The organism is Vagococcus luciliae, from assembly GCF_024637875.1.
GTDB lineage: Bacteria > Bacillota > Bacilli > Lactobacillales > Vagococcaceae > Vagococcus > Vagococcus luciliae.
Genome location: NZ_CP102451.1, coordinates 1,574,136 through 1,598,856, shown reverse-complemented (window position 1 = coordinate 1,598,856; position 24,721 = coordinate 1,574,136). Strand labels below are relative to the sequence as shown.

The following is a 24,721-nucleotide window of genomic DNA, read 5'->3' as shown; positions in this document are numbered from 1 at the left end:
GAGTCAACGATGACTTATTTATTAGGGTTAACAGGTGGCATTGCTTCTGGAAAATCTACGATTAGTCAGTTTTTTAAATCAAAACAGATACCTGTGATTGATGCAGATATCGTCGCTAGAGAAGTTGTAGAACCTAATACAACTGGGTTAAATCAGATTGTGGCTCATTTTGGTGAAGGTATTCTTGTATCCAATGGGGAACTTAATCGAAAAAAATTAGGGTCGATTATTTTTGAGGATGATAAAAAAAGGGAACGCCTTAATACTATTTTATCCGATGAAATACGAGAGAATATCTTGAGGAAAATTTCAGACTATAAAAAAAAAGAACAGCCACTGATTGTACTGGATATTCCATTATTATATGAGGGCGGTTATGATAAAATCGTTGATCGTGTCATGGTTTGCTATGTTCCAAAACAGGTGCAATTATCTCGTTTAATGTCACGTGATAGTTTAAGTGAAGTAGATGCGTTAAAACGAATCGAAAGTCAAATGGATTTAGAAGAAAAGAAACGATTAGCGGATGTTGTCATTGATAACAGTGGATCAATCGAAGAAACATTAAAACAAGTCGATAATTGGCTAACACACTTTTCATAAAAAACCACCTGAGCGTTTTCGTTCAGGTGGTTTCGTTTTTTTATTCTGTTGCTTTATCTTTTCGTTTATAAAGACCAAACGTTAAAATAAAACTAATAAACATAATAATGGAGGCAATACCTATTGTTTTAACCACACTGTTTGTAAAGTTATGGTCTAGTTTTGTAACAATATTATCTTGAATTAATTTTGTTAAATGCAATGTTTCAGGATTTGATTGTTTTAACACACGAATAGATGAACCTGCACTATCAATCACACTTGATTCAAGTGAATGTTGAACTTGAGTTGGCAACCCAACATTGTCTAGTGTATTTGGGATATCGTGTTGTAGTTGTAAACCAAATACTGTCCCGATAATCGCAATTCCTAATGCGGAACCAATTTGACGAACAGTAGATTGAATACTTGACCCTTGACCTGATTGAGCAGGTGGCACATCTTTTAACACAATAGATGTTAATTGGGCAGAGGCAAAACCTAATCCAATACCATATACGATTAACCAAACAATAATCCAAGTTAATCCATTATTGGGATCAACCGTTTTAAAGAATCCAAAAAAGCCAAGTGTTTCTAGGAACAATCCAAGAGACACCACAAATGAAGCAGACGTTTTCTCAACAATAAATGATGCCATTCCACCAGCTAAAAAGGCTCCAAGCCCCATCATCGCCAAAATTGCTCCTGATTTAATAGGACTAAGTGTTAAAATATTTTGTAAAAATAGTGGTAATAAGAATAATAAGCCAGATTCCCCAATTGCCACAATCCCTGCAATCGTGTTACCCAATGAAAAACTTTTGAATTTAAATAGTGATAAATCAAGTAAATGAGATTTATTTGTTTTACTTAAATGTGCTTCCCAAACTAAGAATAAAGCAAAGAAAATAGCTCCTACAACAAGTAGGGTTGGGATGATAGATAAGTTAAAGAGAGTGGGATGATCGCCTTTTACGTGCCACCAACCATAATTACGTCCTTCAATAATACCAAATACTAATAAAATTAACCCAATAGTTGATAAAATAAAGCCAATAAAATCAAAACCGTTCGTCATCTTTTCACCATAAGTTTCAGGTAAAAATTTTAAAGCCGCTAAAATAATAAATAATCCAATTGGTAAATTAATCCAGAAAATCCAATGCCATGTCATATAAGTGGTAAAATACCCACCTAACAATGGTCCAATAGCTGCCATACCAGAAATCACTGAGCCCCATACAGCAAAAGCGACAATACGATCTTTTCCAAAGAACAGTGCGTTAACAGCTGATAAGGTAGTTGGTAAAACGGTAGCTCCCCCAATACCTTGCATGGTTCTAGCAGCTAACATAAAGGTAATATCTTTTGAAAAACTAGCCATTATAGAACCAACTAAAAAAATAACGATTCCAGTAATGAGCATTTTTTTTCGACCAAAATTATCTGCAATGCGTCCCATGGTAATTAATAAAGAAGAGAAAATTAAAGAATAAAGCGTAATAATCCATTCAGCATCTGTAAAAGATAATTTTAAATCTTTCATAATGACGGGTAAAGACACATTAACAATGGTTCCATCTATTACAACTAGAGATACAGACAGAGCAAGTATGGCTAATGCCCACCATTTATGTTTGACAGTTTGTTGTTGTGCAGTTTTAGTATCTGTCACGTTGAACACCTCACTTAATATATTTACTTACGATTGTATATTACACCTAAAGTGACGATGTGTCACACAGTTTGCAATATTAACACATATTTTTTACATAGTCATAAAATAGTCGATTTTTAAAGAAAAATAGTCATTATTAAATACAAAATAATCAGAAAAGATTCTTTGTTTTTTAGTATGGAGAAAAATTTGTTATAATGGACTAATCTGTCTAAACTAGTTTTCCTATACCGATAGTGGTGTTACATGTTATAATAGTGCTACTATTTCGTCTATTGAGACAGTTTATGAAGAGGTGAAAAAAATGCAGTGTCCAAAATGTAGCTATAATGGATCACGAGTTGTAGATAGTCGTCCTGCAGATGATAATCGTGCTATTCGTCGTAGAAGAGAATGCGAAAAGTGTGGCTTTCGTTTTACCACATTCGAGCGTATTGAGGTTGCTCCTTTACTTGTTATAAAGAAAAATGGGGCAAGAGAAGAGTTTAATCGCGAAAAAATACTAAGAGGTTTGGTCCGTTCAGCTGAAAAAAGACCAGTGTCAATGGATCAGATGGAACAAGTTGTGGAACGTGTAGAAAATAGAGTCCGACAAAAAGGAGATAATGAAGTATCTACTAATCTAATTGGAGAATATGTCATGGAAGAATTAGTTAATCTTGATGAGATTGCCTATATTCGTTTTGCCAGTGTTTATCGCCAATTTAAAGATATGAGTGTCTTTTTGAAAGAATTACAAGAAATTATTGATAAAGAAAAACATGATTAGAAAGAGAAGTGAGTATTAGGTGATGAACACACAGACCCATTTAAAGCCTAAAGATACATTTGAAGTTCATGGTTATTGCCTGTTAAATGGAGAAGATACACGTGTTTTAAACCTACTGTATCAACCAATCATTGGTGGGAATGCTTTAATGCTATATCATAACTTATTAAGTAATGTATCGGTATTTAAGAAACCAACCGCTCATTTTGTGTTACAAGATATAATAAATAATGGGCTTCAGGAATTATACCAATCACGTATCAAGTTGGAAGCCATAGGGCTATTAAAAACTTATGTTAGAAAAAAAGATGAAGGGTATCATTACATTTATCTATTGGCCAATGTTTTACCACCGCATGTTTTTTTAGCTGATGATGTCTTGAGTCTATTATTATTAGACAGGGTGGGAGAACAACGATTTCAATTATTAGTTGATATGTTTCAACCTGATCAGCCTGATTTATCTGATTATAGTGATATTACGAATAAGTATACTGATACGTTCCAGTTGAGTTCTGAGCGATTAGTCCAATCTAATAAATTAATCGAACAAACAAATCAGATCATGAAGCAAGTGCCAACACCTGTTAAACCAAAATTAGAAAGTGAAACATTTGATTGGGAATTTTTCGTAGATAACTTGTCTGGTTTAAACATCGATCAAACTTTTTTAACCAATGAATTTAAACCACTTGTTTACACGATTCATGGATTATATGGTATAAATGAACTAGATATGGTGAGTCATGTCAAATATTGTTTAGACTATGTCACAAATAAAATTGATGTGAAAGAATTTAAACGTCATATTTATAAAAAATATCATCAAGCTAAATCGACAGCATTAAATGAAAAAAATAACCAAGTGACACCATTAACACTTAAAGAAGAAGATCAAGCAATTGAACGCCATAAAAACGATTTGAAACACCAAGGATTCTCTCCGGAAGAAATTGCCGTAATTACATCGTGTGAAAGAATAGCCCCACTCATTTTTTTAAAGGCCATTAAAGAACAAAAAAATGGGTTTGTTGCGCAAAATGAACGTTGGACGATTGAAAATTTAAAAGCTCAATCTAACTTGCCAGATGAAGTGATTAATATGTTAATTCATTATTCGTTGGTTGTGTTAAACAATCCATCACTTAATCAAAATATGGTGAATACGATTGCTAATAATTGGGCACAAAATAAAGTGTTTAAAGCATCTGAAGCCTTAAAACAAGTGAAAAGTTTCAAACAAGAATCGACTAAGAAAGCAACAAGTAAGAATTATAGTCGAAATTACTCGAAAAAACCAACGAGAAAAGAAACATTACCAGACTGGGCAACAGAAGACAGTCGAAAAGAAACACCTCTTTCAGGAGAAGAATTATCTATGTTAGAACAACAATTAAAGAAATTTAATCAAGGTGGTGAATCATCATGAAACACATTAATCAACAACTGAATCGAACCGTTAATAACCAAAATATCCAAGACCGTCTAGTTAAACTAATGGAAATTGTGCAAAAAGATCAAGATGTTCAAACGTTTATTGCAGAGCATCGTGATCAGTTGACCGATGATGATATTTTAAAAAGTTCAGCTAAACTATATGAGTTTGTCAAAGAAAAAGAAAAATTTCTTACTAATGACCCCAGTATGATTGCGCCAGGATATGAACCAAAATTATTTTTAAATCATCATTTTATCGATGTCACCTATGTTCCAACTGAAGAACTATTGAAGAAAAAAGAGTATGAGACCATTCGAAATCGCGTACAAGCCATTTCTATGCCAAAAGACATAAAAGACGCTTCGTTAGATCAATTTAACATTACATCTGAAAGAAAAGAAGCATTAAGTGATGCTATCACGTTTATGAATGATTATTATGAGAACCCTAAAGCATTTCATCAAGGGCTATACTTATATGGCACATTTGGCGTAGGAAAGACTTATCTGTTGGGAGCTATTGCGAATGGATTAGCAACAAAAGGGATTCGAACGACCATTATCCATTTTCCAACCTTTTGTGTGGAGATGAAGCAATCAATTAAAGATGATAGCGTCGCATCAAAGATTGATACCGTAAAAAAAACACCAATTCTGATGCTGGATGATATCGGAGCTGATTCTATGAGCGCATGGATACGAGATGATGTATTAGGAGTTATTTTGCAATATCGTATGCAAGAAAAACTACCAACCTTTTTTTCTTCTAACTTAGATATGAAACAGTTAGAGGAAGAACACCTTCGTTTTTCACAAAAAGGAGACGATGAACCATTGAAAGCAAAACGTATTATGGAGCGAATTAAATATCTTTCAAAGCAAATCACCATGATTGGTGAAAATCGCCGATTGGATAATTAATTTAAACCCTATGATGTTATTAAAAACTGATTGACAAAGGAATTACAGACTAGTATAATTATTTTTGTTGCTTAAGGAGTGATAGAATGAAGTGGGCATTGTCCGAATTAAATAAGTTTAGAGGAAGTCAAGTTGATTTCTTAGAAACAATTGATTTATCAGCCTCTTTGAAGAAAAGAGAACCATCTATTATTGATATTTCTCCAATTAAAGTCAATGGGTTTTTAGAAGTCGATGAGATAGGTTATTATGCTCATATGACAATTGAAACCATTCTTACTGTTCCATCATCTCGTTCGTTAGAACCTGTGGAATTGCCATTAAATCTTCTGATTGATGAAGAATACATGACACCAAAACAGTATGATGCATTAAAAGATGTATCAGATGATGAGAAAAGCTTGATAATTATTTTGGAAAAAGATTTAATTGATTTAACAGAAGCAATTGAAGATTTTATCCTATTAAATTTACCATTGCAAGTTTTAACAGAAGAAGAAAAGCAATCAACAGAATTACCAAAAGGTGACTTTTGGCAAGTTGTTTCAGAAGATGATATTAAGGTAGAACAAGAAACTGAAGCAGCATCAACCATTGATCCTCGTCTTGCTAAATTATCTGACTTTTTCAAGGAAGATGAGTAGTAGGATTGGAATATATGTGACTTGTCACGTATTTAAGTTAGTAGGGAGGTGTATCTAAATGGCAGTACCAAAAAGAAAAACGTCAAAAGCTCGTAAAAATAGACGTCGTACTCATTATAAATTGTCTGCACCAGGCTTAACAGCTTGCAGTAACTGTGGTGAAATGAGAAAAAATCATCATGTGTGCCCTTCATGTGGTCATTATGATGGAAAAGATGTTATGACTAAAGAAGCATAATTACATTTTTATAGAAAATGTAAAACCGTTAGACTAACCATGGAGTCTAACGGTTTTTTGTTTTTCTTAAACCAAAATTTACTTTGCTTTCCGTCCCTGCTTTGATTCGCTTGATATTATCACGGTGACGAATAATAATAAATAATGTAATCGCTACTGCAAGTGAAGTGAGTAACCAATTTTGTTCAGCTAAAATAAATGGTGCATAAATTGGTAATACTATAGTAGAAATGGTAATAATAATCGCACTAATCATGCTTGATAAACTAACTGTACTAGTTAAAAATAAAAAGATGATAAACAAACTAGCTGAATAGATGAAAAAAGTCGGTGAATAGGCTAGTAACATCCCAGCGCTTGTCGCCACAGCTTTACCACCTTTAAAGTGTCCAAATATTGGAAAAGTATGTCCCAATATCGCGGCGACACCAAACCACAATGGATCAATTGATAAACCAAACCACATTGGTAAACAAGTTGCTACCGTTCCTTTTAGGATATCCATAAATAATACGGCTGTTCCAGCTCGTTTTCCTAATACACGGAAAGTATTGGTTGTCCCAGTGTTACCACTCCCAAACTCTCTAATATCCTTATGATAGAAGAATTTTCCAATCCACACACCAGATTGAATGGAACCTAGTAAATAGGCTAGTATAAATAACGAAATAGTTTTCACGTTTTATCCTCCTTAACGCTAATTCATTTTACCACGAAATAAACGAGTGAACAATTGAGATAAGCAGTTTAAGAGAAGTAATCGCTTTTTTTTGTTATAATAAATGAAACAATTAGGAGGTTGATAATGATGGCATACAAAGATTTAGGGGACAAGAAAGTAAAAGAAATATTAAATAATGCTCATACTGTGGCGATTGTTGGATTAAGTGATAATCCAGAAAAAACAAGTTATCGTGTGGCAGAAGTGGTGCAAGCAGCAGGTTATAAGATTATTCCAGTCAATCCAATGAAAGAAGGAAAAACGATTTTAGGCGAAAAAGTGTATCCTTCTATTGAATCAGTTGATGAAAAAATTGATATCGTCGATGTCTTTAGACCAAGTGCAGCCTTAGTTGATGTCGCGAAAGATTTCTTAAAATCAGATGCGCCTGTTTTTTGGGCACAATTAGGGATCGAAAATGATGAAGCTGCTGATCTTTTATATGATAATGGGATAACAGATGTTATCATGAATCGTTGTATCAAAATTGAATTACAAAAATAATTAACAAGTGCAAAATTGCACTTGTTTTTTTAATCTTCCTTTACCGTTAATTTAACGTAAAAGTAAGGTAAAATATTCGTTTTTAAGACATTTTTTTGTAAATGTAATTGCTTTTATATAGTAAAATGCTATAATTTAGGAGTATTCAAGAAAACGGATGCAGATAATTTAAAGGAGGAGCAGTCATTGTTTAAAAAAGTATTGAAGTATACAGGTCTAGTTGCGTTGGTAGCAACTCTAGGTGCATGTGGTAGCGATTCTGCTAAAGATAAAGGAAGCGAATCAAGTAAAGGTAAAGATGATAAAACCATTGAAACATTATCAGTTGGTTTTGTCCCATCAAGAGATCCAGAGGAAATTGTTTCTGCAACTGAACCATTAAAAGAGTTGATGCAAAAAGAGTTAAAAGAACAAGGATATGACGTTAAAAAAATCGATATCACTGTTGGAACTAACTTTGAGGCGGTTGGTGAGTCACTAGATTCAGGTACACTTGACATTGGATTTATTCCAGGTGGTACATATGTATTATATGATGAAGGGGCAGAACCTATCTTAACTGCAACACGTGCTGGGTTGTCAATCGACTCAGACGAAGCAAAAGTTTGGAATGAAAACAAACCAACTGAGCCAACTGACAAACAAGTTGATTCTTACCGTGCATTAATGATTGCTGGACCATCTTCAAAAGGCCAAGCAGTTGCTGATAAAGTAAATAAAGGTGAAAAAGTATCATGGGATGATTTAAATAATCTTTCATGGAGTGTGATGAGTTCATCTTCTCCAGCTGGATATATTTACCCAAGTCTATGGTTAAACGAAAACTATGATAAAAAAATCACTGACTTAAAAAATATTGTACAATCAGATTCTTACGGTAGTGCCTTTGCTCGTTTAGCTTCAGGTCAAGTTGATGTGGTATTAACTTATGCTGATGCTCGTCGTGACAATGAAGAAAACTGGAAAAAAGAGTTTGGCCGCGATAAATCTATCTGGGATGAAACAAACGTTATTGGCGTAACACCAGCTATTTATAACGATACAATCTCAGTAAGTAAAAACTCTAAAACAATGACAGATGATTTGAAAAAAGCGTTACAAAAATCATTTATCAACATCGCTAAAACAGATGAAGGTAAAAAAGTTATTGGTATCTACAGTCATGAAGGCTATGTAGAAGCAAATCCTAAAGACTATGATAATGAACGAAAAGCACAAAAATTAGTTCAAGACGCTAAATAAATTTAAGAAAAACGACACGTCAAACTGCGATCATCTCTTTTGATGATGGCAGTTTGTTTTTAGAAAGGATTTTAAGATGATAAAGTTTGATAACGTCCAAATGGTCTATCCAAATGGGTATGTGGGTTTAAAAGATATTAATTTAGAAATTGAGCAAGGGGAGTTTGTGGCAATCATCGGACTTTCAGGAGCGGGTAAATCAACGTTAATTCGTTGCGTCAACCGTATGCATGATATCACTGAAGGAACCTTAATGGTGAATGACACAAACGTGGGTAAAATAAAAGGAAAAGAAATTAGAGAATTTCGTCGTAAAATAGGGATGATTTTCCAATCATTTAATCTTATTACACGTGCAACTGTACTAAAAAATGTCATGATTTCGTCTGTACCTGAGTTACCATGGTGGAGACGTGTATTTGGGATTTTCCCAGAAGACGTCAAAGTGACAGCCTTAGAGTCTCTTGATAACGTTGGGATTTTAGATAAAGCATTTGTCAGAGTAGATCAACTATCAGGTGGACAACAACAACGTGTGGCCTTAGCAAGAACACTCGCAAGTCATCCAGAAGTTATCTTAGCTGATGAACCAGTTGCGGCACTTGACCCTGTCACAGCTAAAACGGTCATGGATGATTTTAAACGAATCAACAAAGACTTAGATATTTCTGTATTGATTAACATTCACCATGTTGATTTGGCATTAGAATATGCTGATCGAGTGATTGGGATTAGACAAGGACAAATTGTCTATGATGGCCCATCAAAAGACGTGACAGAAGAAGTATTATCAACCATTTATGATGGGGATAAGAAAGGAGAGTAATCATGCGTAAAAAAACGATCACTTTGCCAAATGGAAAACAAGTCGTTCAAAAAGCATCTTACACTCCGTTGATTGTGTTATTAGTTCTTATATTTATGTATATTTCAATTCAAGTAACACAATTTAACTTCACGCAATTAATAACTCGTGGCGATCAGTTTTTTGTGATGCTAAAAGCCATGTTTCCACCTAAAATGGATTTTTTAGATAAAGTGTGGGTTCCTCTTTTTGACACGATTAAAATGTCTTTATTAGGGTCGCTCATTGGGGCATTATTAGCTGTTCCATTTGCTATATTGGCTTCTAATAATATTGTAAAAAACCGCTTTGTTTCGTCATTATTCAAATTGATTTTAAGTTTCTTACGAACATTACCAACGATTGTTATTGCATTAATCGCAACCTTTGTATTTGGTTTAGGAACAATGGCAGGAACTGTTGCTATTTTTATTTTTACTATCTCTTATGTTGGTAAATTAACGTACGAACAAATCGAATCATTGGATATGTCGACATTTGAAGCACTAGAATCAATGGGGCTAACACGTTTGCAAGCCTTTCGTTATAGTGTGATTCCAGCCATTTTACCATCTTATCTATCGACATCTTTATTTAACTTCGAAGGAAACTTACGATATGCCTCAATTTTAGGGTATGTTGGAGCTGGTGGATTAGGTATCTTACTAAACGAACAACTTGGTTGGCGTGACTATGGAAATGTTGGAACGATTTTAGTGGTCTTAGTTATCACTGTTGGCATCATCGAAACAATCAGCGAATATTTCCGTAAAAAATTACAATAGAAAAGGAAGACATATATGAATCAACGTATCTTAACTGAATTAAACAAAGAACCAAATAAGACAAAGCAATACGTTATTTTAGTAGCTGTCTTACTTGGTGCGTTTATCTGGTCATTGTCAGCGTTAAATTTTAACGCGATGGACGAAGGTGGCGGAAAAATCGCTGCAAACATCCTTAAAGGAATTGTCCAACCAGATACCAATCTATTATTTAATGGTACAAAGCAAGGTGTGCCTTACTTATTATTCGAAACAATCTGTATTGCCTTTTTAGGAACAATCTTTGGAGCGATTTTATCAATACCAATCGCGTTTTTAATGGCACCAAGTATTATGCCAAAACCTGTGTACTTATTCATGAGAGCTTTTGTGGTTGTCATTAGAACGATTCCGGCATTAGTCTATGGGTTAATGTTTATCCGTGTGACTGGACCTGGACCATTTGCCGGTGTGATGACTATGTCTCTTACCTCGATTGGAATGGTATCAAAATTATATGTTGATGTTATTGAAGAAATTGATACAGGTATTTTAGAATCAATGGATTCTTTTGGGTGTACAACGTTTGAAAAAATTCGTTTTGGGATTATCCCACAATTAATTGCTAACTTTACCTCCATTACTATCTATCGTTTTGATATGAACTTACGTGATGCAACTATTCTTGGTTTAGTAGGAGCAGGTGGTATTGGGGCGCCGCTTATTTTTGCGATGAACTCATATCGTTGGAACCAAGTTGGCTCAATTTTAATTGGATTAATCGTGTTAATCTTAATTGTTGAAGTCGTATCAAATTATTTGAGAGGAAAATTAGTCAATGGATAAGATAACAATTCTTTCTACCAGTGATACACATGGTTATTTATACCCGACAGATTTTAGAGCAGTCAATCAAGATTTGTCATTTGGGTTATCAAAAGCTGTTACAGCCATTAAAGATGAACAGGCTAAACAAGATGGGACTGTTGTATTAATCGACAATGGGGACTTTTTACAAGGCTCTCCAATGAGTTATTATCTATCTAAACAACAGGATAGTAAACAAGTCGCTGATATCATGAATTCAGTTGGTTATGATGTGGGTGTTCTTGGCAATCATGAATTTAATTATGGCGTTGAGTACTTACTTGATACAGTCAATCAACTCAACTACCCAATTGTTTGTGCCAATATTTTGAATGACAAAAATGAGCCACTCACCGGTCATGCTTATGTGATTCTTGAAAAAGATGGATTAAAAATTGCCGTTCTAGGACTGACAACACCCTATATTCCAAATTGGGAGCAACCTGAAACGATTAAAGGATTAACCTTTTTATCTGCACTTGAAACAGCGAAGCAATATGTGCCGAAACTTAAAGAGGAAGCAGATATTGTCATTGTGAGTTATCATGGTGGATTTGAAAAAGATTTGCAGACTGGTAAAGCAACTGAAAACTTAACAGGGGAAAACGAAGGCTATGATATCGTGACCCAAGTTGAGGAGATTGATGCGTTTGTTACTGGTCATCAACACCGAGTGATTGCAGAAAAAGTCAATAACACTCCTGTGACCCAACCAGGGGACAAAGCCAAACATGTTGGAAAAATGACATTGACACTAGATGATCATAAACAAGTGACAGACTCCACAGCTGAGTTATTATCTATGACTGACTATGTGGCTGATAAAGAAATCGTCGATACGTTTAAACCAGTTTTAGATACTGTCGAAAATTGGTTGGATCAACCGCTTGGACACATAGATGGAGACATGACGATTACTGATCCAATGAGTGTGCGAATTAATGGGCATGCCTACATTGAATTCATTCAAGATGTGCAGATGGATGCGACAGGCGTTGATATCTCTGGTACAGCATTGTTTGATAATGACAGTAAAGGATTCCAGTCTGATGTGACCATGCGTGACATCGTGACAAATTATATTTATCCGAATACTTTAGCTGTGTTAACTGTTTCAGGCCAAGATTTGAAGGATGCACTTGAACAAAGTGCGGAGTATTTTGCTCTTAATGAGGATGACGAGATTGTCGTGAGTGACAAATTCTTATACCCGAAAACAGAGCATTACAATTATGATATGTATAGTGGTGTTGGCTATAAAGTTATCGTATCTAATCCTATTGGTGAACGTGTTGTTGAGTTGACTTATAAAGGTAAGCCAGTTAAGATGACAGACGAACTTGATATCGTCATTAACCAGTACCGAGCAGTTGGGGGCGGAAATTATACGATGTTTGATGCGTCAAAAATTATCAAAGAAGTCACAGTTGATATGACAGAACTCATTTCAAACTTTTTACAAGCCCATCCAAATTATCAAGCAAAAACGACATTTGATTTCAAAGTCGAAAAATAAAACCAAACCTTATCATTCTTAAAACCTTGAATGATTTATTTTTACGTTTCTTGCTAACTAATATTGTAAGAGTTGAAATGTATAATTTAGTATCTAGAAAATATATAATTTTCTAGATTTTTTATTTTAAGTAAATAAGTATACTTTTCTTAAAGTGTTAAAAAGATCAAACGTTCACAAACTGATAGGAATAAAAAGATATAATAAAATACAATTAAAGAGAGATAAAATATGTATGAGTTAAAAATTAATATTAATAATTGTTCAAAATTGTTAAAAAAAACAAAAAAAACAAAAATAAAAACTCTATTAAATGAGTTATTAAAGAGAGGTACCGAACCAGAAGAATATGACAAAAATGAAAAAAACAGACGTAAAATTTTAAAAGAATTAGCAGTTGAACTAGATAAAGAAATTGTCAAATATAACGAAGAAAATATTATTTTTGAGATTTTAGATATGAATGACAATGAAATTATCTTCACTTACGGTGACAGCTCTAAGAAAGTATTTCTTAGTAACTTATCAGAATTATGGGAAACAGAATCATCATTAAACTATGCATATCGAGTTTTAGATTGGGTGGAAGAAGTTGAATCTATTTCAAATAAACCTATATACATGGCTAATAAAAATGAAGTAACTGATATTATTCCAGTTGTTTTTAATGATACATCATATTATGGTATGAGATTTAGAGTTAAAGTATTTATGGAAATACAACTTTTTTTAGAAGAATTCATTAAAGTTGAATTAAATAGTTTAGGTTGGGAAATTTATTTTAAATCAGATAGATTTAGAAATATTTTTTTAGTTGATGAACCTATTACCAAAGAAGAATTATTAAAATTATTTAATATTTCAAAAAATGCACAGAATGGTATCATTCCGCTACTTATATTTGAAGGACTAACTTTTAGTCGTATTGAGGAAAAAGATGAAATTAGGTATCTCAAAGAATTAAACATTAAAAATAATGAAATTAAAATTGAAAAAGAAGATAATAACTCAAGAATAATTCATATAGATAATGAAATTCGACATGCTATAAGTAATGTTATCCATGAAAAGTATATTTTGCAAAACAGATTTGGTCATGAGGATATTAAGATGTTAAATAAAAGTGAATATCTTTTAAAAGTTGCTAAAAATAACGGTACAAATAACAATATTTTAACTTATAGAGGAGCTTACTCGAGGCTCAGTCATTGTTTTGATACTTATCAAATTAATATATCACACAAAACAATTAATCCAAAAATTATTAAACTCTCAGGTCAATATCACTATATTAATAAATATATATCTGAAGGTTTTACACAACAAGAAGCAATGAGGAGAACTCTCAAAAGATTTGGTGAATGGGTATTTTTAAAAGATGTAAAGAAAGAACCAAGTCATATGTCAAATAGACAAAAAATGAATCGTTTAAAAAAGAAATGGGAAGTTTATAACAATAGCATGTCATTATCATAGGTATACGGAATATCTTTGACAAGATTGTTAAATCTAGTTATACTTAGTTTAACAAGTGAATAGGAGATGAAAGTAATGGAAACAGTCGCTAGAAAAATTGGAAATTCTGTTGGTGCTATTTTCCCTAAAGATATTTCTCCTGAAGTAGGAGATACGTTTACTATTACTAAAGTTGGAGAGGCCTATATTTTAAAACCTAAAAAAGAAGATATTTTTAAAGATGCTAAGGATTGGGCAGGTTTTAGAGATTCTGTGGTACAAGAAGATACTGAGTGGGATATTATGATGTCTGAAGGGGACGAGCACTAAATGAACACGCCAAAACAGAAGGATATTGTCTGGATGGACTTTGATCCATCAAAAGGTAAAGAAATTAAAAAACGTCGACCAGCTTTAGTTGTTAGTCGAGACGAATTTAATCAGCATACTGGTTTTTGTTTGGTGTGTCCCATCACGTCAACAAATAGAGATTTTTCTACTTACGTGACGATTAAACAGCCACAACAAGTAGAAGGTGAAATTGTCACCCACCAGTTACGATCGATTGATTTTACAAAACGTCATTTAGAAAAAATCGAGCAATGTGACATGTTGACCTGGATAGATGTTGTAGAGGTCATTGATATGTTTATATGAAATCTAAGAAAATTTATCTTTATAGGGTAGGTTTTTCTTTTTTATCATATTTTTTCAGTAATAGTCTAAGTAAGAGCAGTTGAGGGAACGCTCATTGAATTCAATAAACGAAGATTGGCATATTTAATTATGGTATAATAATTAAAAAGAAATGAGGGTTTAATCATGACAGATAAAAAGCTCTTAAAATCAGAAAAAATACGGTTAAAAAATGATAAATTACGAGCAAAAGGAAAAGACCCATTAAAAGGATGGGGAAAGATGGTTAATACAGGATTAGGTGGTATAAATAAAGGTGCAACGATTGAAAATAGGGCAAGTATGATTGATACAAAAGATTTTGTCAAAGACCTACAAAAAAATATAGCTAAAGAAAACGAACGAAAAAAATTATAATACCAACTATTTATTAGCGCTGAGAAAAGATATGTAAATCGGTTATTGGTTGTTCTCAGTGTGGTACGTTATAGATAGAACATCTTAAACGATATGATAATACATTATTTGAATTGCCTATTGGAATGAAGAAGTAGTGAAACAAATGATTGCAACTAATGGAAAGTCACTAATTAGTAATAAAATAAGCTAAAAAGATTCAAACTCTCTCTTTATGATAAGTTTATTCTTGTCATAAAGAGAGAGTTTTTGTTACTATAAAGGTGTTAAAATGTCTCTATTAATGACTAAATAACAAAAAATGAAACTTTTTTAATATTAGTGGCAATTATATTGTTTAATTGTTGTTTTTTAGATTAAAATATAACCAAATATATAAAAAAAGAGGGATAAATATGAAAAAAATATCGATTTTCTTATTTTTAGTAGTAGGAATTATTTTTTCAATGTCTAATATTCAAGCTGAAGCAAGTAAATTACCAGATGAGCCAAAAAAAAATGTTAGACTTGATATTAATTTGAAAGATAATCCGGATGTTCATTTAAATAATTTAAATTTGATGCCTTCAAGATTATATACCTTGACAGATGATGATCAAAATATTTATTTTTGTTTAGATGAAGGTAGATACTATCCTAATAATGTTGATTATACGTTAGATACAAGTAAAAAACTATCTGGTCCAGTTCTATGGTTGATGCAAAATTATTATACAAATATTGATAAAGATAGTCCTGTAAATAATGTACCTGATTATCAACAAGCGAATAATTTAACGAGGTATACTGCGACACAAATCGCTATATGGAAATTAACCGGAGCAAATTTTAGTAATATTGTGATTGAATCAAATCCTTTGATTCAACAATTATATGAAGAAGCAAAAGAAAAAACAGATGATAGTGATAGTTATCAACAAATCATCAATAAAATAGACAATATAGAAATAAACGTTAAAGAGATTATTCCAAACGGGGAAGATAAAGATAATTATTACTACAATATGCTCTTTGAAGACAATATGGATGCTGAAACAGAAAAACTAGTTGAAATTGATGATAAAGATACCAATATTGAAGTTCAATTACTTAATGATGGAAAAGTAACGGATATCACAAATGAGGTCTCAACCCAGCCAGATTTTGCAAGTAGAACAATAAAAATAAGCATTCCTAAAAAAATTATTGATGAAAATAAAGCATCTGATTCAGAATTATATTGTAATATTGATACTCTTATTAGAAGTAAAGAATCTTATTATGTTGTCTACTATGCTAAACCGATTCTACAGCCAATTGGGACCTTACAACCAATAGAAAAAAGATTAGTTACTCGTGCTAGTATTGATTTTGATAGTGCTGAAACGTCATTTTCAGTATTAAAGCATTGGGACGATCGAGATAATCAAGATGGTTTAAGACCTCAGAAATTAGCAGTACAGCTATATCAAAGTGACCAACCTTACAGTTTTGACCAATCTGAAAGTATTACCTCTGGAAAAGAAACAAAATTTGGAGACATTAAATATCTAGATGAAGCAAATGATTGGGAATATATTTGGAAAAATCTTCCATTAAAAAATGAAAATGGTCAAACTGCCTATTATACCGTTAGGGAAGAATTTGATTCTAAAGACTACAATTTAAGTATTCAAGCGACCGATGATGGTAAAGCTTTATATTTAAAAAATGAACATACACCAGAAAAAGTAAATATTGAAGGAGAAAAAGTTTGGAATGATTCAAACAACCAAGATGGTATTCGCCCGCAAGATATTAGCGTTCAACTCTATGCTGATGGCAAAGAATCAGGTAAGCCTGTGACACTAAACGAAGGAAACAAGTGGCAACATACTTGGAAAGAGTTAGATGAAAAGAAAAATGGTAAAACTATTGAGTATACAGTAAAAGAAGCGGATGTACCAAAAGGCTATACTGCTACTGTCTCAGATGATGCCAATGGGAATAGTTTAATCACAAACTCTCATGAACCAGAAAAAACAGAAATTTCCGGTAAGAAAACATGGAACGATGCCAATAATCAAGATGGTAAACGCCCAGAATCAATCAAGGTAAACTTATTGGCAAATGGCGTTAAAGTTGACTCGAAAACAGTGACTAAAAAAGATAATTGGGCTTATACGTTTAGCGACTTAGATAAATATAAAAATGGCGAACCAATTGTTTATACGGTTAACGAAGACAGTGTGCCTGACTACACCGTCTCAATCAAAGACAATAACATTACAAATAGTTACACACCAGGAAAAACAAGTGTCACTGTATCAAAACATTGGAGTGACTCAAACAACCAAGATGGTATTCGTCCACAAGATATTAGCGTTCAACTCTATGCCGATGGCAAAGAATCAAGTAAGCCTGTGACACTAAACGAAGGAAACAAGTGGCAATATACTTGGAAAGAGTTAGATGAAAAGAAAAATGGTAAAACCATTGAGTATACAGTAAAAGAAGTGGATGTACCAAAAGGCTATACTGCTACTGTCTCAGATGATGGTAAAGGACATATCACTTTGACAAACTCTCACAATGTATCAAAAGTACCAGGAACTAATGGAAGTGGTACAACAAGTGGAAATGGCACAACAAATAATAATAAACCAAATTTACCAAGTACAGGTGAAGCCCGTTCAATGAGTCCTATTTTCTATGGAGCAGGCATATTATTAATGTCAATGGGTGCTTTTTATATTAGAAGAAAACACTAAAATTCATTTTTATAAACATCAATTTATGATGAGTGGAAATCTCGTCATAGATTGGTGTTTTTTGTATTTGAAACGATTAATAACCAAAAACATCATGAGTGGGTGTAAAAGAAGAAATAACGATTTCTGATAATAATCTATCTATACAAATTAGATACAATATCATTTAAAAGAGGGAATATATGAGAATAATAAAGATAAGATTATTGGTTTGTTGTAGTCGGACACCTAAGATAGAATATTCTGTAGAAAAGATGTTGGAAAATTAACTCAAATATCTATATCCTCAACATCAGTAACTGAAAGTTCAAAGGAAGATTCTCCAAAACAAATCATTTAGAAAACAGAAATTAATAGATAGGTAGATAAGGTTTACAGGAAGTAATCGATGTTAAAACTTTAAAAATCAATATGACAACTTATCAGGAGATTAAATGAAAACTTACCATTGATTAAGTTAGATAATTATACTTAAAAGATTCTCTATATTATAATAAAAGTATAGATAATAATATTGTGTATCCAGTTAATATTTTTTTATAAAGAGAGGTAAAAGAACATGGATCAAGCGAATTATAAAAAATATGTTGAAGAAACATTTAATAATGTTAAGAAAGAAAATAAAGAGCTAAAAAAGGTTAATCTCTTGATTGCTGGAAAAAGTGGCGTTGGAAAATCCACACTGATTAATACGGTATTTGGTGAAGATTTAGTAAAAACGGGCGTTGGTAAACCTGTTACAGAGGATATTCATTTGATTGAACAGAAAAATTTTCCTGTTAGAATTTATGATACTGTAGGATTTGAAATTAGTAAGATGGGGTTTGATATAAAAAGCGTGGTCAAATCATTCAAACGAAATCCTATTCAACAACTAATAAAAAAAGTTCAAGCAACTGAAACAACAGACGATGATGTCCATGTTGTGTGGTATGTTATTTCTGGATCAGGTGCTAGGATTGAAGAGGCTGAAATATCATTTATCAAGTGGTTAGTTGATCAAAAGTTACCTGTTATTATTGTATTGACAAAATGCTTTGACATAAAAGAAGCTACTCTTTTAAAAAATGAAATAGAAAAATTAATCGACTCTTCCTTTGATATTATATTAGTGCTAGCAAAGCAAACAGAACATCAAGGCATCTTTGGGATTGAAGAATTAATTGATGCTACTGTTGAACTTTTACCTGAAGGGTTACAAGCGTCATTTATCCATTCACAAGAAGCTTCTATCAAAGTCAAACATAATGAGGCTGTTAAAGTTGTGACCGCTACTATGGCCGCTAATTTTGGAACGGGATTTGCTCCTGTACCTGGGGCAGATGCTCCGATAATGATGACATCACAAACAGCGATGATGACCAAAATCACCTCAATTTATGGAATTGAAGTTGATAAGCAAAAAATAGAAACAGCTTTAACTAGTATGTTAGGGGTCTATGCTGCAATGATATCAGGAAAATCGCTAGCCGGTAATATTGCTAAACTAGTACCTGGTGTTGGAACACTTGGTGGAGGCCTTATATCTGGTGGTGTCGGAATGGTTATTACTGGTGCATTGGGGTATGCCTATATAGAATTAATGGAACTCGTTATTAAAGGACAGGTTGATTTAAGTACTATGACACCTGATGCATTAACAGACTTATTATTAAAGCTGTTACCAAATTATTTACCGAAATAATATAATGTTTGACTAATTGTTAAGTTGTTTTACAATGGAAAAATAGGAGGTGATTATATGATAAACGCTTATAAAGAATATTGGAATAATATGACAGTAATGAATGCTTCATCTACACGAGCTCAATATTGGTGGCCACAAGTGATTAACTATTTTGTTTTGGCTCTCTATACTAGTTTAACAGGAACTTATAAGTATATTGATTTTATGTCTGACGGTTCAAGGGTCATTAAAGAGTGGAATTCGGTAACGATTATTTTTGTTGTGCTAACTTTTTTAATTTGGTTAGCAAATTTTACTGTTCGTGCGAGAAGATTGCATGATCGTGATCATAGCAACTGGTGGATTTTATTTTATCTTTTACCTGTTATTGGTAATATTATTATCTTCATTACATTAATTTTACCAAGCAAACAACAAACTAGATGGCCAATAAATCAATCTGATATATAGGAAAAAGGACTTACCAAGATACGATTCTTGTTAAGTCCTTTTTTATGAAATCCAACACCCTATCAGAAATAATCACTAAAGTAAGCTTCTTGGTCAGGGATGATTCTCTCAAGGGTTCTAAGTGTTTCTTTATCCGTTTTTAATCGCTCGATACGATACAGATAAGACGGGCGTTTATAACTCATTAGAAGAGCGGTGAGTGTCTGAATATCAACATAAACAGGATTTCCAATGGCTTCATTTGTTACAGTCAAATGATTATCCTCATCCCACATTAAACTAAAGTTGTTATTATTCCACTCAGCAATAGGATCAGTCACAACAAAGTGGAATGGCTTACCCGTAGTGATAAACGGATACTGTTTGATAAATTGCTCAACATCTACAATGCGTGCCATAAAGTAAGGTTCAATGGATTCTTTTATTTCACTGTCTTCAAATAAAAAGGCAATTGGCTCATTTTTATAAGTAGCACCAACAACACGGTCGATCATTGAAAAATGGGCAGACACAAAATTCCAAAGACCTTTTCTGGCTTCTTGGTTTAAGTAAAACATCTCTTTGATATGAAACACTTCTTCAGCTATCCAATAAAAACAAACCCCACAAGGATCGCCATCTGCGCTATAATAAATAGCGGCTGTCCGTTCTTCTTCATTTTCCCAACGCCAATATTCTTCCCAGTTTAAATCAGAACGAATCATTGCACCATGGTTTTGTTCAGCAAATGCGTCATAGACTTTGTAAACATCTTCATGGTCAATATCCTCGCGTTCAACATAACCAGGCACATCAACGATTTTAGGTAGCTGAGTATCTTTGATTTCAAAGGATATTTTATCAGACATAATTTCCCACCCTTTACGACGGTAGTAAGGGATATTATAAGGGTAGAGATAAGAAATCCATTGCTTATTATCACGCATTTTATCTAAACCTAATTTAATCAAATCACTCATTAATCCCATGTTTGTGTATTCTGGGTACGTTCCAACACCAGTTAAACCAGCCATTTCATAGACAGTATCATGGATGTTAACCTCACAAGGATAGATAGCTAATTGAGAAATTAACTCATCATCTTGAGTAAACCAACCATAAACATCTGCTTCACGTAAGACAGGACGTTTGGCACGAATAATTTCAGATTCATCTTCATAGCCACTCTCCTCAATATCAGAGTCAGTGACTTGAAAGACATAACGAAGTAACTCATTAAATTGTTTCAAATATTTTAGTTCGACCTTTTTTAAGGTTAAATTCTCGTGTGCATCTTTTGATTCCATTTATCTTTCTCCTATTATTTGATAATGTTTATTATATCAAACATATTTTGAAAATACTTTAAAAACACTCAAAAGATTGGTATAATTGAAAATGCTGATTAATAGAAAGTAGGAGATAACGATGAATTTTGATGAAATGAAAAAAAGACAAGAATCTATTCGGAATTTCTCCATCATAGCACATATTGACCATGGAAAATCAACGCTTGCTGACCGTATTTTACAACAGACCGAAACCGTTTCTGACCGTGAAATGCAAGCACAGTTACTTGATTCAATGGACTTAGAAAGAGAACGCGGTATTACAATCAAATTAAATGCCGTTGAGTTAACTTATAATGCGAAAGATGGAAAAGAATATATTTTTCACCTAATAGATACACCTGGGCATGTCGATTTTACTTATGAAGTGTCACGCAGCTTAGCCGCTTGTGAAGGGGCTGTACTTGTGGTAGATGCAGCTCAAGGGATTGAAGCTCAAACGTTAGCCAACGTGTATTTAGCGGTTGATAATGATTTAGAAATTTTACCAGTTATTAATAAAATAGATTTACCTGCAGCAGATCCTGAGCGTGTTAGAAAAGAAATCGAAGACGTGATTGGGATTGACGCAAGTGAAGCAGTTTTAGCTAGTGCAAAAGCTGGAATTGGGATTGAAGATATCCTAGAACAAATCGTCGAATACGTTCCAGCGCCAGATGGTGACTTGAATGCACCACTAAAAGCACTGATTTTTGACTCTGTGTACGACTCTTATCGTGGGGTTGTTTTAAACATTCGTGTCTTTGACGGTGTCGTAAAACCAGGGGATACCATTCAATTAATGAATAACGGTGTTCAATACGAAGTAAGTGAAGTAGGAATCTTCTCTCCAAAAGCTGTCCCAAGAGATTTCTTGATGGTAGGGGACGTTGGTTACTTAACAGCAAGTATCAAAAATATTCAAGATACACAAGTAGGGGATACCATTACGTTAGCGGATAATCCTGCGAGCGAACCTTTAGATGGTTACCGTAAAATGAACCCAATGGTGTATTGTGGATTATACCCAATTGATACATCAAAATACAATGATTTACGTGAAGCTCTTGAACGTCTGCAATTAAATGACTCTGCTCTTGATTTTGAGCCGGAAACATCTCAAGCATTAGGGTTTGGATTCCGTTGTGGGTTTTTAGGTTTGTTACATATGGACGTCATCCAAGAACGTTTAGAACGTGAATTTAATTTAGACTTGATTACAACCGCACCATCTGTAATTTATCATGTGAATATGACAGACGGGTCACAAGTCATCGTTGACAATCCGGCAGAATTTCCAGAGCCAGGTGTAATCGATAGCGTGGAGGAGCCTTATGTTAAAGCACAAATCATGGTGCCAAATGATTACGTTGGAGCTGTCATGGAAATTTCTCAACGTAAACGTGGTGAGTTTGTGACGATGGATTATTTAGATGATTATCGTGTTAATATCGTCTACAATATTCCATTATCTGAAATTGTCTTTGACTTCTTTGATAAATTAAAATCTGGAACAAAAGGATACGCATCTCTTGATTATGAATTGATAGGCTACCGAACAAGTAACTTAGTTAAGATGGATATCTTATTGAATGCTGAAAAAGTTGATGCCTTGAGTTTTATCGTGCATAAAGACTTTGCGTACGAACGTGGGAAAGCCATCGTTGAAAAACTACGTAAATTAATTCCAAGACAACAATTCGAAGTGCCTATCCAAGCAGCAATTGGTGCGAAAATTGTCTCTCGTACGGATATCAAAGCCTTACGTAAAAACGTGTTGGCGAAATGTTACGGTGGGGATGTCTCTCGTAAACGTAAATTACTGGAAAAACAAAAAGAAGGTAAGAAACGGATGAAACAAATCGGATCAGTTGAAGTTCCACAAGAAGCCTTCATGGCCGTTCTTAAGATGGACGAAGACGAACCGAAGAAGAAATAATAAACTTAAAAAAACCAGAAAGATATAAATTCTTTTTGGTTTTTTTATATATAAACTCTTTTCCATTGATAAAATATCTCCATAGTGATATATTTGTATCATTAAGAGATAAATATATCACTTTAGGAGGAGAATTAAATGAAGAAAGCATTAACAAATAAAAGTTGGTTAATTGGTTTTTTAGGTTGTATAGGTGTATTAGGGATTAAGGGTGAACCAAACTTCTTACTGTTCTTTTCGTTTTTTGCGGGGTTTCAATATATTTGGTTATACAAATTAGGAACAGTATACGATGAAAGACTGATTGCCAATAAAAACAAAGCAGCTGTGAATGCTCTTAAAATAGCTTTACTTTTTGGATTAATTTCGAATTTAGCAATTAGTTTTTTATTTACAGATTACGAAGTTCTATATAGATGGACTCTTGGAATCTTTTCATTGACCTTTGCTATAGGATTAAACAGTTGGGCTTATCTCACTTATAAATATGATAAGGAGGACTAAGTTATGGCTTCTTTTCAGTCACATGTAAAAAAATACAGACTTCTAAAAGATATGACACAAGATGAGCTAGCTACTGCAGTTGGCATACGTCGAGAAACCATTGGTAGACTAGAACAAGCAAAGTATAACCCATCTCTTGAACTCGCTGTTAACATTTCAAGAGTCTTAGATGTTCCAATCGAAACATTATTTGAATTTGATGGATAAAATAGTTTTATCAAAAAAGCACCTTTTCTTTTGGCTTTATCTCAAAAGAAAAGGTGCTTTTTTAGTTAACTAAGTGGTACTCTCTAGGTGATGTGCCATCATTATAGTCAATGATGATTTTTTCATTTGTGATGACATGTATCTGAGCAGCATCCCCACCAATTGTGACATATAAGGTATCACTCATAGCATTATAGGAATCAATTTGCACATCTAGTTGTCTTGGCTCACTTAGCCCCACGGTTGTTGCTGACCAAGAACCATCTTCATGGATCATTAGAAAACTATCTGTTGATGGCACTGCCCATTTCCCTTGTAAAGAAATCATTTTGTTTAAGGCAATATCTTCCTGGCTTAATGATGGTTCAGTACTTTGTGATTCTTTCGTTGATTCCTTAATACTTGTTTGAGTTGAACTTTCTAGTTGCTTTGTTGTAGAAGATATAATCGTTTCCATGCTCGAAGTAGTTGAATCAAATTGTGGCGAGTCGTTTTTCAATTTATTTTGTGTTCCTAAAAAGTAACCACCACCAGCAAAAATAATAACCACTAAAATAACAATAATCAAATCCCGCTTATCCTTCATATTACCCTCCAACACAATTTTTTAGGACTTTATTGTACCATGAAAAGCTCTTATGTTCCTTGATTTTTTATCTA

26 protein-coding genes are annotated in these 24,721 nt (G+C 33.3%); 22 read left to right on the top strand and 4 right to left on the bottom strand.

Going from position 1 to position 24,721, the window contains the following annotated elements; translation table 11 throughout:
• The first annotated feature begins 9 nt into the window (after positions 1 to 9).
• The gene (gene coaE, locus G314FT_RS07750) at positions 10 to 603 is read left to right on the top strand and encodes a dephospho-CoA kinase (RefSeq protein ID WP_257700218.1); all 594 of its coding nucleotides are present in this window, start codon (positions 10 to 12) and stop codon (positions 601 to 603) included.
• A gap of 40 nt (positions 604 to 643) precedes the next feature.
• Here coaE and G314FT_RS07745 read toward each other — a convergent pair whose 3' ends face one another.
• Positions 644 to 2,260 (bottom strand): MFS transporter, encoded by a 1,617-nt coding sequence (locus G314FT_RS07745; RefSeq protein WP_257700217.1) that lies wholly within the window; start codon positions 2,258 to 2,260, stop codon positions 644 to 646.
• A 307-nt stretch (positions 2,261 to 2,567) separates the two neighbouring features.
• Between G314FT_RS07745 and nrdR the strand changes: the two genes are divergently transcribed.
• The 5 genes from nrdR (at position 2,568) to rpmF (ending at position 6,272) form a co-directional block, all read left to right on the top strand.
• Positions 2,568 to 3,032 (top strand): transcriptional regulator NrdR, encoded by a 465-nt coding sequence (nrdR, locus tag G314FT_RS07740; RefSeq protein WP_257700210.1) that lies wholly within the window; start codon positions 2,568 to 2,570, stop codon positions 3,030 to 3,032.
• A gap of 22 nt (positions 3,033 to 3,054) precedes the next feature.
• Positions 3,055 to 4,461 carry a replication initiation and membrane attachment family protein gene (locus G314FT_RS07735; RefSeq protein ID WP_257700203.1) on the top strand — a complete coding sequence of 469 codons (1,407 nt, stop codon included), beginning with the start codon at positions 3,055 to 3,057 and terminating at the stop codon, positions 4,459 to 4,461.
• Positions 4,458 to 5,390, top strand: coding sequence for a primosomal protein DnaI (dnaI, locus tag G314FT_RS07730; RefSeq protein ID WP_257700201.1), 933 nt, complete (start codon positions 4,458 to 4,460; stop codon positions 5,388 to 5,390). The genes G314FT_RS07735 and dnaI overlap by 4 nt, the downstream gene beginning before the upstream one ends.
• Before the next feature lie 86 nt (positions 5,391 to 5,476).
• Positions 5,477 to 6,034 carry a YceD family protein gene (locus G314FT_RS07725; RefSeq protein ID WP_257700199.1) on the top strand — a complete coding sequence of 186 codons (558 nt, stop codon included), beginning with the start codon at positions 5,477 to 5,479 and terminating at the stop codon, positions 6,032 to 6,034.
• Positions 6,035 to 6,092: 58 nt separating this feature from the next.
• Positions 6,093 to 6,272: a 50S ribosomal protein L32 gene (gene rpmF / locus G314FT_RS07720; protein WP_257700197.1), complete on the top strand. Its 180-nt coding sequence runs from the start codon at positions 6,093 to 6,095 to the stop codon at positions 6,270 to 6,272.
• A 46-nt stretch (positions 6,273 to 6,318) separates the two neighbouring features.
• Here rpmF and plsY read toward each other — a convergent pair whose 3' ends face one another.
• Complete coding sequence (gene plsY / locus G314FT_RS07715) at positions 6,319 to 6,951, bottom strand: glycerol-3-phosphate 1-O-acyltransferase PlsY (RefSeq protein WP_257700189.1); 633 nt, start codon at positions 6,949 to 6,951, stop codon at positions 6,319 to 6,321.
• Between the two features lie 129 nt (positions 6,952 to 7,080).
• Between plsY and G314FT_RS07710 the strand changes: the two genes are divergently transcribed.
• From G314FT_RS07710 to G314FT_RS07650, 13 genes are all read left to right on the top strand, one after another.
• Positions 7,081 to 7,497, top strand: a complete 417-nt coding sequence (locus tag G314FT_RS07710; RefSeq protein ID WP_257702539.1) for a CoA-binding protein — start codon at positions 7,081 to 7,083, stop codon at positions 7,495 to 7,497.
• Positions 7,498 to 7,683: 186 nt separating this feature from the next.
• A complete protein-coding gene (locus G314FT_RS07705) occupies positions 7,684 to 8,739 on the top strand; it encodes a phosphate/phosphite/phosphonate ABC transporter substrate-binding protein (protein ID WP_071456836.1) in 1,056 nt (351 codons plus the stop codon).
• A gap of 76 nt (positions 8,740 to 8,815) precedes the next feature.
• Positions 8,816 to 9,565, top strand: coding sequence for a phosphonate ABC transporter ATP-binding protein (gene phnC, locus G314FT_RS07700; RefSeq protein WP_257700187.1), 750 nt, complete (start codon positions 8,816 to 8,818; stop codon positions 9,563 to 9,565).
• Between the two features lie 2 nt (positions 9,566 to 9,567).
• Positions 9,568 to 10,368, top strand: coding sequence for a phosphonate ABC transporter, permease protein PhnE (gene phnE, locus G314FT_RS07695; RefSeq protein ID WP_257700180.1), 801 nt, complete (start codon positions 9,568 to 9,570; stop codon positions 10,366 to 10,368).
• Positions 10,369 to 10,383: 15 nt separating this feature from the next.
• Positions 10,384 to 11,193 (top strand): phosphonate ABC transporter, permease protein PhnE, encoded by an 810-nt coding sequence (phnE, locus tag G314FT_RS07690; protein ID WP_118249641.1) that lies wholly within the window; start codon positions 10,384 to 10,386, stop codon positions 11,191 to 11,193.
• Positions 11,186 to 12,730 (top strand): bifunctional metallophosphatase/5'-nucleotidase, encoded by a 1,545-nt coding sequence (locus G314FT_RS07685; protein ID WP_257700177.1) that lies wholly within the window; start codon positions 11,186 to 11,188, stop codon positions 12,728 to 12,730. Before phnE (G314FT_RS07690) ends, G314FT_RS07685 begins: the two co-directional genes overlap by 8 nt.
• Positions 12,731 to 12,961: 231 nt before the next feature.
• A complete protein-coding gene (locus G314FT_RS07680; RefSeq protein ID WP_257700175.1) occupies positions 12,962 to 14,206 on the top strand; it encodes a hypothetical protein in 1,245 nt (414 codons plus the stop codon).
• 75 nt (positions 14,207 to 14,281) lie between these two features.
• A complete protein-coding gene (locus G314FT_RS07675) occupies positions 14,282 to 14,515 on the top strand; it encodes an AbrB/MazE/SpoVT family DNA-binding domain-containing protein (protein WP_257700173.1) in 234 nt (77 codons plus the stop codon).
• On the top strand, positions 14,516 to 14,842 hold the full coding sequence (locus G314FT_RS07670) for a type II toxin-antitoxin system PemK/MazF family toxin (protein WP_257700171.1): 327 nt from the start codon (positions 14,516 to 14,518) through the stop codon (positions 14,840 to 14,842).
• A gap of 165 nt (positions 14,843 to 15,007) precedes the next feature.
• Entirely contained in the window at positions 15,008 to 15,238 is a 231-nt protein-coding gene (locus tag G314FT_RS07665; protein ID WP_257700170.1) for a hypothetical protein, read from the top strand.
• Between the two features lie 395 nt (positions 15,239 to 15,633).
• Entirely contained in the window at positions 15,634 to 17,967 is a 2,334-nt protein-coding gene (locus G314FT_RS07660; RefSeq protein ID WP_257700169.1) for a Cna B-type domain-containing protein, read from the top strand.
• A 559-nt stretch (positions 17,968 to 18,526) separates the two neighbouring features.
• Positions 18,527 to 19,651, top strand: coding sequence for a GTP-binding DUF697 domain-containing protein (locus tag G314FT_RS07655; RefSeq protein ID WP_257700167.1), 1,125 nt, complete (start codon positions 18,527 to 18,529; stop codon positions 19,649 to 19,651).
• Positions 19,652 to 19,708: 57 nt separating this feature from the next.
• Entirely contained in the window at positions 19,709 to 20,104 is a 396-nt protein-coding gene (locus G314FT_RS07650) for a DUF805 domain-containing protein (protein ID WP_257700165.1), read from the top strand.
• Positions 20,105 to 20,166: 62 nt separating this feature from the next.
• Here the strand turns inward: G314FT_RS07650 and G314FT_RS07645 are convergent, their stop codons facing one another.
• Positions 20,167 to 21,390, bottom strand: a complete 1,224-nt coding sequence (locus G314FT_RS07645; protein ID WP_257700163.1) for a GNAT family N-acetyltransferase — start codon at positions 21,388 to 21,390, stop codon at positions 20,167 to 20,169.
• Between the two features lie 121 nt (positions 21,391 to 21,511).
• Here G314FT_RS07645 and lepA point away from each other — a divergent pair, with 121 nt between their 5' ends.
• The 3 genes from lepA to G314FT_RS07630 all read left to right on the top strand — a co-directional run bounded on the left by lepA (position 21,512) and on the right by G314FT_RS07630 (position 24,061).
• Positions 21,512 to 23,350, top strand: coding sequence for a translation elongation factor 4 (lepA, locus tag G314FT_RS07640; protein WP_257700162.1), 1,839 nt, complete (start codon positions 21,512 to 21,514; stop codon positions 23,348 to 23,350).
• A gap of 138 nt (positions 23,351 to 23,488) precedes the next feature.
• On the top strand, positions 23,489 to 23,854 hold the full coding sequence (locus G314FT_RS07635; RefSeq protein ID WP_257700161.1) for a DUF2178 domain-containing protein: 366 nt from the start codon (positions 23,489 to 23,491) through the stop codon (positions 23,852 to 23,854).
• Positions 23,855 to 23,857: 3 nt separating this feature from the next.
• A complete protein-coding gene (locus G314FT_RS07630; protein ID WP_257700160.1) occupies positions 23,858 to 24,061 on the top strand; it encodes a helix-turn-helix transcriptional regulator in 204 nt (67 codons plus the stop codon).
• A 61-nt stretch (positions 24,062 to 24,122) separates the two neighbouring features.
• Here G314FT_RS07630 and G314FT_RS07625 read toward each other — a convergent pair whose 3' ends face one another.
• Positions 24,123 to 24,647 (bottom strand): hypothetical protein, encoded by a 525-nt coding sequence (locus G314FT_RS07625; protein ID WP_257700159.1) that lies wholly within the window; start codon positions 24,645 to 24,647, stop codon positions 24,123 to 24,125.
• Positions 24,648 to 24,721: the final 74 nt, after the last annotated feature.